The sequence below is a fragment of the Rathayibacter oskolensis genome (genome assembly GCF_900177245.1).
Classification (GTDB): Bacteria; Actinomycetota; Actinomycetes; order Actinomycetales; family Microbacteriaceae; genus Rathayibacter; species Rathayibacter oskolensis.
This window is the reverse complement of record NZ_FXBM01000001.1, coordinates 1,629,675-1,645,305: the sequence shown is the minus strand read 5'-3', so window position 1 is coordinate 1,645,305 and position 15,631 is coordinate 1,629,675. Positions and strand designations below refer to the sequence as shown.

The window sequence follows — 15,631 nt, the reverse complement described above, 5'->3', positions numbered from 1 at the left end:
GCGATGTCGGTGGCTCCGCATACACTTTCGAGGTGTCGATCGTGAATGCCGTGACGGACCCGTCTCCCGCCCCCGCTCCCTCCTTCCACCGCTTCGTCTCCTCGCTGGACGAGTCGGTCTCGAAGCTGGTGGTCAGCGGCGCCCGGGTGCACAACCTGCGCAACGTCGACCTCGAGATCCCCCGCGATTCGATGGTCGTCTTCACCGGTCTCTCGGGGTCGGGCAAGTCGTCCCTGGCCTTCGACACGATCTTCGCGGAGGGGCAGCGCCGCTACGTCGAGTCGCTGTCCGCCTACGCCCGGCAGTTCCTCGGGCAGGTCGACCGCCCCGACGTCGACTTCATCGAGGGCCTGAGCCCGGCGGTGTCGATCGATCAGAAGTCGACCAACCGCAACCCGCGCTCGACCGTCGGCACGATCACCGAGATCTTCGACTACATGCGCCTGCTCTGGGCCCGGATCGGCGTCCCGCACTGCCCGATCTGCAGCGAGAGGATCTCGGCGCAGACCGTGCAGCAGATCGCCGATCAGCTGATGGAGCTCGAGAGCGGCACCCGCTACCAGATCCTCAGCCCGGTCGTCTCGCAGAAGAAGGGCGAGTTCGTCGACCTCTTCAAGGAGCTGACGGCCGGAGGCTACTCGCGGGCGATGGTCGACGGCTCCCTCATCCAGCTCAGCGACCCGCCGACCCTCAAGAAGCAGTACAAGCACGACATCTCCGTCGTGGTCGACCGCCTCGTGGCGGGCCCCGACATCCTCGGCCGGCTGACCGACTCCCTCGAGACGGCTCTGCGCCTGACCGACGGCATCGTCCAGATCAACTTCGTCGACGGCGAGGGCGAGGGAGCGTGGACGACCTTCTCCGAGAAGCTCTCCTGCCCCAACAACCACCCGATCTCGCTGACCGAGATCGAGCCGCGCACCTTCTCGTTCAACGCGCCGTTCGGCGCCTGCCCCGAGTGCTCCGGCCTCGGCACGCGCATGTCGGTCGACGACGAGCTGCTCCTCGGCGACCCCGACCTCAGCATCGCCGAGGGCGTCATCATCCCCTGGACCACCCAGGGCAAGGGCCTCTTCCAGTACTACGAGAAGCTGCTCGACGGGCTCTCCCGCGACCTCGGCTTCAAGCTGACGACCCCGTGGAAGCGCTTGAGCTCCGAGGTGCAGCAGGCCGTGCTCCACGGCGACAACTTCGAGGTCAAGGTCAAGTGGAAGAACCGCTACGGCCGCGAGATGAGCTACACCTCGGGCTTCGAGGGCGTCGTCCCCTACATCGAGCGCCAGTACGTGCAGGCCGAGACCGACGTGCAGCGCACCCGCTGGTCCGAGTTCCTCCGCGAGATCCCGTGCCCGGTCTGCAAGGGCTCGCGTCTCAAGCCCGAGGTCCTCGCGGTCCTCGTGCACGGGGCCAGCATCGCCGACGTCGCCGACCTGAGCCTCGGCGACGCCCAGGACTTCATGAGCCGTCTCGAGCTGACCGACCGCGAGGCGCACATCGCCGCACAGGTGCTGCGCGAGATCCGGGCGCGCCTCGACTTCCTCATCGAGGTGGGGCTGAACTACCTCAACCTCTCCCGCGCCGCCGCCTCGCTGTCCGGCGGTGAGGCGCAGCGCATCCGGCTCGCCACGCAGATCGGCTCGGGACTCACCGGCGTGCTCTACGTGCTCGACGAGCCGAGCATCGGGCTGCACCAGCGAGACAACCGGCGTCTCATCGACACGCTGCTGAAGCTGCGCGACCTCGGCAACACGCTGATCGTCGTCGAGCACGACGAGGACACCATCCGCACCGCCGACTGGATCGTCGACATCGGGCCCGGAGCCGGCGTCAACGGCGGCAAGGTCGTGCACTCGGGCTCCTACGACGCGCTCCTCGAGAACACGCACTCGCTCACCGGCGACTACATCTCGGGGCGCCGCTCGATCGACATTCCGAAGAAGCGGCGCAAGATCGACCGCAAGCGGATGATCAAGGTCATCGGAGCGAACGCCAACAACCTGCGCAAGGTCGACGCCGAGTTCCCGCTCGGCACCTTCGTCGCCGTGACCGGCGTCTCGGGCTCCGGCAAGAGCACTCTGGTCAACGACATCCTCTACAGGGTGCTCGCCAACCAGCTCAACGGCGCCCGCAAGGTGCCGGGCAAGCACACCCGCGTCACGGGCCTCGAGAACCTCGACAAGGTCGTCCACGTCGACCAGAACCCGATCGGCCGCACCCCGCGGTCGAACCCGGCGACCTACACCGGCGTGTTCGACCGCATCCGCACTCTCTTCGCCGAGACGACGGAGGCGAAGGCGCGCGGCTACCTGCCCGGGCGCTTCAGCTTCAACGTCAAGGGCGGCCGCTGCGAGGCGTGCTCGGGCGACGGAACCATCAAGATCGAGATGAACTTCCTGCCCGACGTCTACGTCGCCTGCGAGGTCTGCGGGGGAGCGCGCTACAACCGCGACACCCTCACCGTCCACTACAAGGGCAAGAGCATCGCCGAGGTCCTCGACATGCCGATCGCCGAGGCGGCCGACTTCTTCGAGCCGATCACCTCGATCCACCGCTTCCTCAAGACGCTGGTCGACGTCGGTCTCGGCTACGTCCGACTCGGGCAGAGCGCGACGACCCTGTCCGGCGGAGAGGCGCAGCGCGTCAAGCTGGCGACCGAGCTGCAGCGCCGTTCGAACGGCCGGAGCGTCTACGTGCTCGACGAGCCGACGACCGGCCTCCACTTCGAGGACGTCCGCAAGCTGCTCCTCGTGCTCAACGGGCTCGTCGACAAGGGCAACACAGTCATCACGATCGAGCACAACCTCGATGTGATCAAGTCCGCCGACTGGCTGATCGACATGGGCCCCGAAGGCGGAGCAGGCGGCGGTCAGGTCGTGGCCGTCGGCACCCCGGAGCACGTGGCGAAGGTCGCGGGGAGCCACACGGGCGGGTTCCTCGCGGAGATCCTCGGGTGATCGCGCGAGCTGACGAGCGAACGGCATGACGCAGACACTCGACTACCGGCCCAAGGCCGGCGAGATCCCGACCCTCCCCGGGGTCTACCGGTTCAGGGACGCGCGAGGCCGGGTCCTCTACGTCGGCAAGGCGAAGAACCTGCGGGCGCGCCTCAGCAACTACTTCGCGCCCCTCCCGAGCCTGCACGAGCGGACGAGGCGCATGGTCACCTCGGCGGCGGGAGTCGAGTGGACCGTCGTCGGGACCGACGTCGAGGCCCTGCAGCTCGAGTTCACCTGGATCAACGAGTTCGACCCGCCGTTCAACGTCAAGTTCCGCGACGACAAGTCCTACCCCTACATGGCGGTGACCCTCGGAGACGAGGCACCGCGGGTGATGGTGACGCGCAACTCGAAGATCCGCGGGGCGCGCTACTTCGGCCCGTACCCGAAGATCTGGGCCATCCACGAGACCATCGACCTGATGATCAAGGCCTTCCCGATCCGCACCTGCAACGACTCCAACTACAAGCGCGCGATGCAGAGCGGCAAGCCCTGCTTCGCCTCGCAGATCGGTCGCTGCGGCGGCCCGTGCTCGCACCGGGTCACCTTCGCCGAGCACCGCGAGATGGTCGATCGCTTCGTGGCCTTCATGGGGAGCCACGACCGGAGGATGATCGGCGAGCTCGAGAAGGAGATGCGCGAGGCCGCAGCGGCGATGGAGTACGAGCGCGCGGGCAAGCTGCGCGATCAGGCCGCGGCGCTCGACGCCGTGCTCGCGAAGAGCGCGGTCGTGCTGAAGGACAACGTCGACGTCGATCTCTATGCGATCGTGCACGACGAGCTCGCCGCGTCCGTGCAGCAGTTCCGCGTCCGGGGCGGTCGCATCCGCGGCGAGCGAGGCTGGGTGGTCGACAAGGAGCTCGACATGACCACCGCGGAGCTCGTCGACACCGCGCTCCAGGCGGCCTACGAGAACGGCGACATCCCGCCCCGCGAGGTCGTCGTCCCCGAGCTCCCGGAGGACAGCGAGGCGCTCGAGGAGTGGCTCTCGAGCATCCGCGGGGCGAACGTCCGTCTGCGCGCGGCGCAGCGGGGCGACAAGGCTGCCCTGCTCGAGACCGCGACGCAGAACGCCGGGCACTCGCTGATGCTCTACAAGACCCGGCGCTCCGCGGACTTCACCGCGCGGACCCAGGCGCTCGAGGACATCCGCGACGCACTCGGCATGGCCGAGGCGCCGCTGCGGATGGAGTGCTACGACGTGTCGCACCTGAGCGGCACGAACATCGTCGCGTCGATGGTCGTCTTCGAGGACGGTCTCGCCCGCAAGGACCAGTACCGGCGCTTCACGATCGCCGAGTCGACCGACGACACGGAGTCGCTCCACCAGGTGCTCACGCGCCGCCTCGCCTACCTCCGCGAACCCGTCGAACCGGCGGAGGTCGACCCCGAGACGGGCGAGGCCAAGCGCCGCAAGTTCGCCTACCCGCCGAACCTCCTCATCGTCGACGGCGGGCAGCCCCAGGTCGCCGCCGCCCAGCGTGCGCTCGACGAGTCCGGCGTCACCGGGATCACCCTCTGCGGCATCGCGAAGCGGCTCGAGGAGATCTGGCTGCCCGACTCCGACTTCCCGGTGATCCTGCCCCGCAACAGCGACGCCCTGTTCCTGTTCCAGCGCATCCGCGACGAGGCCCACCGCTTCGCCATCACCCATCAGCGCCAGCGCCGCAAGCGCGACATCTCGTCGCAGCTCAGCGAGATCCCCGGCCTGGGGGGCACCCGCGTCCGCGATCTCCTGAAGCACTTCGGGTCGGTCGCGCGGCTGCGCGAGGCCGCCGCCTCCGAGATCGCCGAGGTCAAGGGGATCGGGCCGACGCTCGCCGCCGCCGTCCACGGCCATCTGCACGCCGACGATCGGCCGCGCGAGACCACGCCCTAGGCTGGAGACCCGGCCCTCGAAGGAGGGATCCGAGACCGAGACACGAGCACGGAGAACCCATGAGCACGGAGAGCGAGCAGCAGGACGTGCTGATCGTCACGGGAATGTCCGGCGCCGGGCGGTCCACGGCCGCCAATGCACTGGAGGACCTCGGCTGGTACGTGGTCGACAACCTCCCGCCGCAGATGCTCCGACCCCTGGTCGACCTCGCGCAGCGCGCGGGGGACACCCTCCCCAAGATCGCGGCCGTCGTCGACGTCCGCGGCCGCGACTTCTTCGCCGATCTCGGCGAGATCGTCCGCGAGCTGCGCGCGGGGGTCGACCTGCGCGTCGTCTTCCTCGAGGCCACGGATGCGGCGCTGGTCCGCCGCTTCGAGCAGGTCCGTCGTCCCCACCCCCTCCAGGGCCGGGGCACGCTGCTCGACGGGATCTCGGCGGAGCGCGGGCGTCTCGCCCAGCTGCGCGAGTCGGCGGACATCGTCATCGACACCTCCGACCTGAACATCCACCAGCTCGCGACCACGATCACGGAGCGGTTCGCCGAGGCGGGTCGAGCCGGGCTGCAGATCACGGTGATGAGCTTCGGCTTCAAGTACGGGCTGCCGACCGACGCCGACATGGTCGCCGACGCGCGCTTCCTCCCGAACCCCTACTGGATCCCCGAACTGCGACCACACACGGGGCTCGACGAAGAGGTGAGAGAATACGTGCTGGCCCAGCAGGGTGCGGAGGAGTTCATCGACTCCTACTCGCGTGCGCTCCGGCCGGTGCTCGACGGCTACCAGCGCGAGAACAAGCGCCACGCGACCATCGCCATCGGATGCACGGGAGGCAAGCACCGCTCGGTAGCGGTCGCCGGCCGCATCGCGGCCCGACTGGCCGAGCTGCCCGGAGTCGCCGTCAACGTGGCGCACCGCGACCTGGGCCGAGAATGAATCCCGCGCGCTCCGCCGCGCACCCGACGTAAGGAAGACTCCGTGGCCCTCACCGCAGACGTCAAGGGCGAACTGGTCGCGATCGTCTCGCGCAAGAACACCGTCCGTGCCGCTGAACTGGCGACCGTCCTCCGCTTCTCCGGCGGACTGCACATCATCTCGAACCGCCTCGCGGTCGAGGTCGAACTCGACTCGGCGCCGCTGGCGACCCGGGTGCGTCGAGACCTCGCCGAGCTCTACGGCGTCCGGAGCGAGGGGACGATCGTCTCCGCCGGAGGCTCTCGTCGGACCACGAGCTGGCTCGTCCGCGTCGTCGAGGGCGGCGACACCCTCGCCCGCCAGACGGGGCTCCTCGATCAGCGCGGCCGTCCGGTGCGCGGCCTGCCCAACCGCCTGACCACCGGCTCCCGGGACGAGCTCGCCGCCGTCTGGCGGGGCGCCTTCCTCGCTCAGGGGTCGCTCACCGATCCCGGCCGCTCGGCTGCTCTCGAGATCGTCTGCCCCGGAAACGAGGCCGCGATGGCCATCGTCGGCGCGGCCGGTCGCCTCGGTGTCCAGGCCAAGTCGCGGGAGGTGCGCGGCGTCCACCGCGTCGTCATCCGCGACGGCGAGAGCATCAGCGCGATGCTGACGCTGATGGGCGCCACGTCGACCGTCGCGAGCTGGGAGGAGCTGCGCCAGCGCCGCGAGGTGCGCGCGACGGCGAACCGGCTCGTCAACTTCGACGACGCCAACCTCCGTCGTTCGGCTCAGGCCGCGGTCGCCGCGTGCTCCCGGGTGGAGCGGGCGATGGAGATCCTCGGCGACGACATCCCCGAGCACCTCCGCTACGCCGGGACGCTCCGCCTCGCGCACCGCGACGCCAGCCTCGACGAGCTCGGCCACCACGCCGACCCGCCGATGACCAAGGACGCGGTCGCGGGCCGCATCCGACGCCTCCTCGCGATGGCCGACAAGCGCGCCTCGGACCTCGACATCCCCGGCACCGACGCGAACCTGCCGGCGGAGCTCCAGGACCTCTGAGCCGGCGCGGCCACCGCCGGGCGCGGTGGGGACGCGGCGTCTCCGGTGACGGCTGCGTGTCCGGCGACGGAGAGTCTTCTGCGAACGCTGAGTGTCTGCTGGTTGAACGGGGGAAACCCTCCGAGCGCGAAGGGGGCCCCTCACTAGACTGGAAAGGTCGTTCAGGACACCCCGGCAGCCGCTCCACCGCCGTGCGCGGACGCGGATCGAGTCCGGTGGGACGCCTGAGACCGACGACCACGAACAGGAGATCGCACATGGCTGACTACACGCTCGCCGAACTGCCCTACGACTACTCGGCTCTCGAGCCGAACATCAGTGGGCGGATCATGGAGCTCCACCACGACAAGCACCACGCCACCTACGTCGCGGGCGCGAACACCGCCCTCGCCGCGCTCCAGGAGGCCCGCGACAGCGAGAACCTCGCGAACGTCAACAAGCTCCAGAAGGATCTGGCGTTCAACCTCGCCGGTCACGTGAACCACACCGTGTTCTGGAACAACCTCTCGCCCGACGGCGGCGACAAGCCCGTCGGCGAGCTCGCTGCGGCGATCGACGACAACTTCGGCTCGTTCGACAAGTTCCGCGCCCACTTCACCGCCTCCGCGCTGGGCATCCAGGGCTCCGGCTGGTCGATCCTCGCGTGGGACTCGCTCGGCGAGAAGCTCATCATCGAGCAGCTGTACGACCACCAGGGCAACCTCGCCGCGGCGACCGTGCCGGTCCTCCTGCTCGACATGTGGGAGCACGCCTTCTACCTCGACTACGTCAATGTGAAGGCCGACTACGTCAAGGCTTTCTGGAACATCGTCGACTGGGCGGACGTCTCGGCGCGCTTCGAGAAGGCCCGCGAGAAGACTTCGGGCCTGCTGCTACTGTCGTAGCGATCTCGGCGTCCCGGGCTCCGTGCCCGGGACGCCCGGACCGGGTTCCCGGTCCTCTGCGATCCACCCCTCCACTGCACCGTCGAGGTGCCCTTCCTCATCAGGAGATATCTGTGTCCGTCAAGATCGGCATCAACGGCTTCGGTCGTATCGGCCGTAACTTCCTCCGTGCGGCCCTCGCCAAGGGCAGCGACCTCGAGATCGTCGCGGTCAACGACCTCACCGACAACAAGGCGCTCGCGCACCTCCTGAAGTACGACTCCATCACCGGCCGCCTCGACGCGACGGTGGAGCTCGACGGCGACAAGATCGTCGTCAACGGCAAGCCGATCATCGTGCTCGAGGAGCGCGACCCCGCGAACCTCCCCTGGGGCGAGCTGGGCGTCGACGTCGTCATCGAGTCGACCGGCCGCTTCACCAAGTCGGAGGACGCGCGCAAGCACATCACCGCCGGCGCCAAGAAGGTCATCGTCTCGGCCCCCGCGAGCGGCAGCGACGTCGCGACCATCGTTCTCGGCGTCAACGAGGGCACCTACGACCCCGAGGTCCACGACATCGTCTCGAACGCGTCGTGCACTACGAACTGCCTCGCGCCGCTCGCCAAGGTGCTGCTCGACAACTTCGGCATCGAGCGCGGTCTCATGACGACGGTCCACGCCTACACCGCCGACCAGAACCTGCAGGACGGCCCGCACAGCGACCTCCGTCGCGCGCGCGCCGCCGCCGTCAACATCATCCCGACGTCGACCGGTGCAGCCAAGGCCCTCGGCCTCGTCATCCCCGAGCTCGTCGGCAAGCTCGACGGCTACGCCCTCCGCGTGCCGGTCCCGACCGGCTCGATCACCGACCTCACCGTCGAGCTGACGAACCCCGCCACCGTCGAGGAGATCAACGCCGCCTACAAGGCCGCCGCAGAGGGCGACCTCAAGGGGATCCTCAAGTACACCGAGGACCCGATCGTCTCGAGCGACATCGTCACCGACCCGCACTCGTCGATCTTCGACTCGGGCCTGACCAAGGTCATCGGCAACCAGGTCAAGGTCGCCTCCTGGTACGACAACGAGTGGGGCTACTCCAACCGCCTCGTCGACGTCGCCGAGCTCGTCGCCGGCAAGCTCTAGGCCTGACTCCGTGACGTTCCGCACTCTGGACTCACTGGGTCCCCTGTCGGGCAAGCGCGTCGTCGTCCGCTGCGATCTGAACGTCCCCCTGAAGGACGGTTCGATCACGGACGACGGCCGCGTGCGCGCGTCGGTGCCCACGCTCCAGCGGCTGACCGCCGAGGGCGCCCGAGTCGTGGTCGTGAGCCACCTCGGGCGCCCCGACGGGGAGCCCGACCCGAAGTACAGCCTCGAGCCGGTCGCGAAGCGACTCGGTGAACTGATCGACGCGCCCGTGTCGTTCGCCGGGGACACCGTCGGCGACGAGGCGTCCGCAGCGGTCGACGCCCTCGCCGACGGCGAGATCGTGGTGCTCGAGAACCTGCGCTTCAACGCCGCCGAGACCAGCAAGGACGCGGACGAGCGCCGCGCCTTCGCCGAGAAGCTGGCCGCCTTCGGCGACGCCTTCGTCTCGGACGGCTTCGGCGTCGTGCACCGCAAGCAGGCGAGCGTCTACGAGCTCGCCCAGCTGCTGCCCAGTGCCGCCGGCACCCTGATCGCGGCCGAGCTCGAAGTCCTCGACCGCCTCACCGAGAAGCCGGAGCGCCCCTACACGGTCGTCCTCGGCGGCTCGAAGGTCTCGGACAAGCTCGGCGTGATCGAGCACCTCCTCCCGAGGGTCGATTCGATCCTCATCGGCGGCGGCATGCTGTTCACCTTCCTCAAGGCCCAGGGCCACGAGGTCGGGGCGAGCCTGCTCGAGGCCGACCAGGTCGACACGGTGCTCGGCTACCTCGCGAAGGCGAAGGAGCTGGGCGTCGAGATCGTTCTGCCGACGGACGTCGTCGTCGCCTCGAAGTTCGGAGCCGACGCGGAGTACGAGACCGCGCCGGCCGACGCGATCGAGGGCACTCCCTTCGGATCCTCCGGTCTCGGCCTCGACATCGGACCGGACACCGCGAAGCGGTTCGCGGAGATCGTCGCCGCGTCGAAGACCGTGTTCTGGAACGGGCCGATGGGCGTCTTCGAGCTCGAGCCGTTCGCGGCCGGAACGAAGGCCGTCGCCCAGGCCCTCACCGAGGTCGACGGGCTCAGCGTCGTCGGGGGAGGCGACTCGGCCGCGGCCGTCCGCGCCCTCGGCTTCGAGGACGGCCAGTTCGGCCACATCTCGACGGGAGGCGGCGCGAGCCTCGAATTCCTCGAGGGCAAGCGACTCCCCGGACTGGAGGTCCTCGGATGGCAGTAGACAGCACGGGAGGCGTCCCCTCCTCGCTCGAGCGGACGCCGCTGATCGCCGGCAACTGGAAGATGAACCTGGACCACCTCCAGGCCATCGCCTTCGTCCAGAAGCTCGCATGGAGCCTCAAGGACGCGAACCACGACTTCGACGGCGTCGAGGTCGCGGTGTTCCCGCCCTTCACCGACCTCCGGCCGGTGCAGATCCTCGTCGACTCCGACAAGCTGCCGCTCAAGTACGGCGCGCAGGACCTGTCGAAGTTCGACAGCGGGGCCTACACGGGCGAGATCTCGGGTCAGTTCCTGAAGCAGCTCGACTGCGACTACGTGATCGTCGGCCACTCGGAGCGTCGCACGCTCCACGGCGAGACGGATGCGGACATCGCGGCGAAGTCGGCCGCGGCGGTCAAGCACGGAGTCGCACCGATCATCTGCGTCGGTGAGACCGCCGAGGACCTCGAGAAGCACGGCCCCTCGGCCGTTCCCGTCGGCCAGCTGAAAGAGGCTCTCACCGGCCTTCCCTCGGACGCCGACCTCGTGGTCGCCTACGAGCCCGTCTGGGCGATCGGCTCCGGACAGGCCGCGACGCCCGACCAGGCGCAGCAGGTCTGCAAGGCGCTTCGCGACGTCGTCTCCGAGGTCCTCGGAGCCGACACCGCGGCGAAGACCCGCATCCTCTACGGCGGCTCGGTGAAGTCGGGCAACATCGCCGGCTTCATGCGCGAACCCGACGTCGACGGCGCCCTCGTCGGAGGCGCCAGCCTCCAGGTCGAGGAGTTCGCGGCGATCTGCCGGTTCCGCAATCACGTGGGCGTCTGAGTTCCTGCGACGAAAGGGCGGGCCCGTCGGGCCCGCCCTTTCGTCGTCCACGCCGCTCCCCGCGCGGCGTGGCGCAGTCGGGCTGTGCTGTATCCATGCCGCTCCCCGCGCGGCATGGCGCGGTCGGCTTCTGGGGGTGGTCGGATTCCGCAGAGCGTCCTCCGTCCGGCTACGTCGATTCGCTGTCACGCGAATCGCCGGTTCGCCTCATCCCGAGTGGCGATCTGCAGACTGACCTTCAGGAGACGTTCCGCAGCCTGCCTGCTGGTCGAGTAGCCCCGGCGAGCCCCACCCGCATCAGGGGGGCGGTGTGGAGGCGGCCGTGCTGGCGGTGGGGGGGATCTCCATCCTCCCTCTGCGAGGGCTACTCGATCAGCAGGAGGCCACACGGCCGCGCTCCGGCTGCTCGGACGCCATCCGGCGCCGCCTTCCCCGTCTCCGCCGTCCTCCGGACGCGGGACGGGAGGGGTGGCCTCGTCGCAGCGCCTGGCTCGGGTCTGGCGGGCACCGCGCAGCGGTGCGGGATGGCGCTGTGACGAGGCCACCCCTCCCGTCCCTCTCCAGAGCGCCACGTCACCATTCGCCGCGTATACCGCCGCACCAAGAGGAGGCGTGGTTTCGTCGGGGGATTCGCAGGCGCCCGTTATACTCGACGGGGCGCGCAACGCGTCAGAACTTCGAAAGGTACCGCGTGGACATCCTCCAGGTCGTGCTCCAGGTCGTCCTGGGCATCACGAGCCTCCTGCTCACCATGCTGATCCTGCTCCACAAGGGGCGCGGCGGCGGTCTGTCCGACATGTTCGGCGGTGGGGTCACCTCCAACCTCGGCGCCTCAGGCGTCGCGGAACGCAACCTGAACCGCATCACCGTGATCCTCGGACTTGTCTGGGTCGCCAGCATCGTGGTTCTCGGTCTCATCACCAAGTTCGACACCGGAGCATAGGGGTACACGGAATGGCATCAGGCGGCAGTGCAATCCGCGGTTCGCGCGTCGGCGCGGGACCCATGGGCGAGCAGGACCGGGGCTTCCACGCGGAGCGCGTCGCGGTCTCCTACTGGGACGCCCTCGGCAACGAGACGGTGCGCCACTTCTCGGCGGCCCTCCCCGAGGACGAGATCCCCGAGGTCATCGACTCTCCGCAGTCCGGCCTCCCGGCCGGTCGCGACCGGGCGAACCCGCCGCAGGTCGCGAAGACCGAGCCCTACAAGACGCACCTCGCCTACGTGAAGGAGCGCCGCACCGAGGCCGAGGCCGCGCAGCTCCTCGAGGAGGCGCTCCAGCAGCTCCGTGCCCGGCGCGGAACCGCGACCCCGTCCTGATCAGGCATCGCTGACGAGCGAAGGGCCCGACTCCTCTGCAGGAGTCGGGCCCTTCGTTCGTGTGGGCGCCTCAGTAGCTCGGGGCGATGAGCGCCTCGGGGACCTCGGCCGCGGCCTCCTGGTCGACGAAGAACACGGTCCGCTTGCGTCCGAACGCTCCGGACGCCGGCACCTCGTTGGTGCTCGCTCCGGCGAGGGCGAGGCCGAGCGCCGAGGCCTTGTCCGCGCCCGCGAGGACCATCCAGATCCGGTCGGACTGGTTGATCAGCGGAAGCGTGAGGGTGAGGCGCTCCGGCGGCGGCTTGGGGGAGTTGCGCACCGGCAGGACACCGGGCTCGGGGTTCCTGATCGCGGATCGCTCGGGGAAGAGGGAGGCGATGTGGCCGTCGGGTCCGACCCCGAGGAACGTGATGTCGAAGCGCGGGTAGTCGCGCCCCTCCGTCGCGTGGGCACGGAGCTCGGCGTCGTAGACGGCCGCGGCCGCATCGAGGTCGATCCCCTCGTCGGAGGCGGGGTAGGAGTGGACGTTCGCCGCCGGCACGTCGAGCCGGGTGAAGAGGTCGCCCGCCTGCACGTCGTTGCGGTCCTCGTGTCCGCGGGGGACCCAGCGCTCGTCCCCCCACCAGAAGTGCACGCGCGACCAGTCCACGTTGCCCGCGGCCGAGGAGGCGCCGATCTCCTGCAGAGTCGCCGCCCCCATCGTGCCTCCGGTCAGCACGACGTTCGCCGAGCCCAGATCGTCGAGGATGTCGATCGTCTTCGTCAGGAAGCGCGCGGCCACCGAGCCGGCGAGGGTCTGCTTGTCACGGTGGACGAGCACACGACGTTCAGTGGTCATGCAGGGTCTCCTTCAGGTGGTCGCCGATCGGCGGGTGCTCGACTCCGGTGAGGAAGCGCCGGTCTGCGCTGCAGGCCGGTGTGGATCAGGACGCGCTGCGCGCCTCGGACTTCTCCGAGAGCATGTCCACGCCGCGCGAGATCACCTCACCGTACAGGTCATCCGGGTCGAGTCTGCGCAGCTCCTCGGCCAGGCAGTCCCGCAGGCTCCTGCGCGGGAGGGAGATGTCGTGAACGGGCTGATCCGGCTGGGTCAGCGTCGCCACGTTGGGAATCGAGCGCTCGAGCTCGATCACTCCGGACTCCCGGAACAGGCGCACCCCGTGGATCCCGGAGGACCCCGTCGCGCTGATGGTGAGCTCGTGGTCGACGGGGATGTCGAGCTCGAGCTGCAGCCACGCGGCGAGCAGGATCGTCGAGGGGGAGTCGGGGGCGCCCGACACCTCGACCGCGTCGATCGACTCGTACGGCGGCTGGTCGAGGACCGCTGCGAGCTGAGCCCGCCAGAGCGTGAGGCGGGTCCAGGCGAAGTCGGTGTCGCCGGGGGCGTAGGTGGAGGCGAGGTGGTGCAGCGCCTCCGCCGGGTTGGACTGCGCGGAGGCGTCGGTGATGCGACGCGTCGCGATCCGCCCGATGGGCGACTGCGAGGCGCTGTCGGGGGCGCTGTTGGGCCACCAGGCGACGACGGGAGCGTCGGGCAGGAGGAGACCGGTGACGAGGCTCTCCTCGTCGCTCGCGGCGTCTCCGTAGGGGCGGAGGACGACGACCTCGCTCGCGCCGGCGTCGCCGCCGACCCGGATCTGCGCGTCGAGGCGGGCGGTCGCGTCGACGGAGACGGTCGTCAGTCCGTCGTCCTTCGAGACGACGATCACGCGCATGGGGTGCTCGCGGGAGGCGTCGTTCGCGGCGTCGATCGCCTCCTCCTCGTGACCGCGCGAGGTCGCGATGATGAGGGTGAGGACGCGGCCGAGGGCGACGGCGCCGCCCTCCTCGCGGATCTTGACGAGGGTCTTCGAGACCTCGCTCGTCGTGGTGTCGGGCAGATCGACGATCATGGGCGCCTCCAGGTGCGGCCGTCGCGGGCGAGGAGCTCGTCGGCGGATTCGGGGCCCCAGGTTCCGGGGCGGTACTGCTCGGGCTGGCCCTGCGTGCTCCAGTACTCCTCGATCGGGTCGAGGATCTTCCAGGACAGCTCGACCTCCTCGTGCCGCGGGAACAGCGGCGGCTCGCCCAGCAGGACGTCGAGGATGAGGCGCTCGTACGCCTCCGGGCTGGCCTCGGTGAACGCGTGGCCGTAACCGAAGTCCATCGTCACGTCGCGCACCTGCATGCCGGCGCCGGGGACCTTCGAGCCGAAGCGCATGGTCACTCCCTCGTCGGGCTGCACGCGGATGACGAGCGCGTTCTGACCCAGCGAGGTCGTCTGGCTCTCGGCGAAGAGCTGCTGGGGAGCGCGCTTGAAGACGACGGCGATCTCGGTCACGCGGCGGCCGAGGCGCTTGCCGGCGCGCAGGTAGAAGGGGACGCCCGCCCACCGGCGGGTGCCGATGTCGAGGCGCATCGCGGCGAAGGTCTCGGTCGTCGAGGTCGGGCTCATCCCGTCCTCCTCGAGGAACCCGAGGACCTTCTCCCCGCCCTGCCAGCCGCCCGAGTACTGACCGCGGGCGGTGATGGTCGACAGATCTTTCGGCAGTCGGACGGCGGCGAGGACCTTCTCCTTCTCGGCGCGCAGGTCGGCGGCGTCGAACGAGATCGGCTCCTCCATCGCGGTCAGGGCGAGGAGCTGGAGGAGGTGGTTCTGGATGACATCGCGAGCGGCGCCGATCCCGTCGTAGTAGCCGGCCCGGCCGCCCACTCCGATGTCCTCGGCCATCGTGATCTGCACGTGGTCGACGTAGTTCGAGTTCCAGAGCGGCTCGTACATCATGTTGGCGAAGCGCAGCGCCAGGATGTTCTGGACGGTCTCCTTGCCGAGGTAGTGGTCGATCCGGAAGACGGAGTCGGGCGGGAAGACCGACTCGACGACGCCGTTCAGCTCACGGGCCGTCTTGAGGTCGCTGCCGAAGGGCTTCTCGATGACGACCCGTCGCCACTGCCCCTCCTTCTGCTCGGCGAGCCCGGAGCTGCGCAGCTGCTCGGTCACCTGCGGGAACGACTTCGGCGGGATCGAGAGGTAGAAGGCGAAGTTGCCGTTCGTCCCGCGCTCGCGGTCGAGCTCGTCGACGGTCGTCTTGAGGCGGGCGAAGGCGTCGGGGTCGTCGAACTCGCCCTGCACGAAGCGGATGCCCTGCGCCAGCTGGGTCCACACCTCCTCGTGGAACTCGGTGCGCGCGTACTTCTTGACGGAGTCGTGCACGACCTTCTCGAAGTCCTGGTCGTCCCAGTCGCGCCGGGCGAAGCCGACGAGGGCGAAGCCCGGAGGGAGCAGACCGCGATTGGCGAGGTCGTAGACCGCCGGCATCAGCTTCTTGCGGGAGAGGTCGCCGGTGACTCCGAAGATGACGAGGCCGCTGGGTCCCGCGATCCGGTTCAACCGACGGTCGAAGCTCAACCGCAGGGGGTTGAACTCGGGGGTGATGTCCACAGACATGTGCAGTGTCCT

13 protein-coding genes are annotated in these 15,631 nt (G+C 69.3%); 10 read left to right on the top strand and 3 right to left on the bottom strand.

Annotation, left to right across the window (positions count from 1 at the left end; all coding sequences use genetic code 11):
- The first annotated feature begins 104 nt into the window (after window positions 1-104).
- The 10 genes from uvrA to B9Y99_RS07810 all read left to right on the top strand — a co-directional run bounded on the left by uvrA (window position 105) and on the right by B9Y99_RS07810 (window position 12,192).
- A complete protein-coding gene (gene uvrA, locus B9Y99_RS07855; protein ID WP_085476306.1) occupies window positions 105-2,954 on the top strand; it encodes an excinuclease ABC subunit UvrA in 2,850 nt (949 codons plus the stop codon).
- A 25-nt stretch (window positions 2,955-2,979) separates the two neighbouring features.
- A complete protein-coding gene (gene uvrC, locus B9Y99_RS07850; protein WP_085475934.1) occupies window positions 2,980-4,875 on the top strand; it encodes an excinuclease ABC subunit UvrC in 1,896 nt (631 codons plus the stop codon).
- Between the two features lie 59 nt (window positions 4,876-4,934).
- Window positions 4,935-5,810, top strand: coding sequence for an RNase adapter RapZ (rapZ, locus tag B9Y99_RS07845; protein ID WP_085475933.1), 876 nt, complete (start codon window positions 4,935-4,937; stop codon window positions 5,808-5,810).
- 42 nt (window positions 5,811-5,852) lie between these two features.
- Complete coding sequence (gene whiA, locus B9Y99_RS07840; protein ID WP_085475932.1) at window positions 5,853-6,833, top strand: DNA-binding protein WhiA; 981 nt, start codon at window positions 5,853-5,855, stop codon at window positions 6,831-6,833.
- Window positions 6,834-7,090: 257 nt separating this feature from the next.
- Entirely contained in the window at window positions 7,091-7,717 is a 627-nt protein-coding gene (locus tag B9Y99_RS07835) for a superoxide dismutase (RefSeq protein WP_085475931.1), read from the top strand.
- Window positions 7,718-7,830: 113 nt separating this feature from the next.
- The gene (gene gap / locus B9Y99_RS07830; RefSeq protein WP_085475930.1) at window positions 7,831-8,838 is read left to right on the top strand and encodes a type I glyceraldehyde-3-phosphate dehydrogenase; all 1,008 of its coding nucleotides are present in this window, start codon (window positions 7,831-7,833) and stop codon (window positions 8,836-8,838) included.
- A gap of 10 nt (window positions 8,839-8,848) precedes the next feature.
- Entirely contained in the window at window positions 8,849-10,063 is a 1,215-nt protein-coding gene (locus tag B9Y99_RS07825) for a phosphoglycerate kinase (RefSeq protein WP_085475929.1), read from the top strand.
- Window positions 10,054-10,872 carry a triose-phosphate isomerase gene (tpiA, locus tag B9Y99_RS07820; protein WP_085475928.1) on the top strand — a complete coding sequence of 273 codons (819 nt, stop codon included), beginning with the start codon at window positions 10,054-10,056 and terminating at the stop codon, window positions 10,870-10,872. Before B9Y99_RS07825 ends, tpiA begins: the two co-directional genes overlap by 10 nt.
- 691 nt (window positions 10,873-11,563) lie before the next feature.
- Window positions 11,564-11,815: a preprotein translocase subunit SecG gene (gene secG / locus B9Y99_RS07815; RefSeq protein WP_056042800.1), complete on the top strand. Its 252-nt coding sequence runs from the start codon at window positions 11,564-11,566 to the stop codon at window positions 11,813-11,815.
- An 11-nt stretch (window positions 11,816-11,826) separates the two neighbouring features.
- Entirely contained in the window at window positions 11,827-12,192 is a 366-nt protein-coding gene (locus B9Y99_RS07810) for an RNA polymerase-binding protein RbpA (RefSeq protein WP_055791968.1), read from the top strand.
- A gap of 70 nt (window positions 12,193-12,262) precedes the next feature.
- Here the strand turns inward: B9Y99_RS07810 and pgl are convergent, their stop codons facing one another.
- From pgl to zwf, 3 genes are all read right to left on the bottom strand, one after another.
- Window positions 12,263-13,030 (bottom strand): 6-phosphogluconolactonase, encoded by a 768-nt coding sequence (gene pgl, locus B9Y99_RS07805; RefSeq protein WP_085475927.1) that lies wholly within the window; start codon window positions 13,028-13,030, stop codon window positions 12,263-12,265.
- An 85-nt stretch (window positions 13,031-13,115) separates the two neighbouring features.
- Window positions 13,116-14,084: a glucose-6-phosphate dehydrogenase assembly protein OpcA gene (locus tag B9Y99_RS07800; RefSeq protein WP_085475926.1), complete on the bottom strand. Its 969-nt coding sequence runs from the start codon at window positions 14,082-14,084 to the stop codon at window positions 13,116-13,118.
- Window positions 14,081-15,619 (bottom strand): glucose-6-phosphate dehydrogenase, encoded by a 1,539-nt coding sequence (gene zwf, locus B9Y99_RS07795; protein WP_085475925.1) that lies wholly within the window; start codon window positions 15,617-15,619, stop codon window positions 14,081-14,083. Before zwf ends, B9Y99_RS07800 begins: the two co-directional genes overlap by 4 nt.
- Window positions 15,620-15,631: the final 12 nt, after the last annotated feature.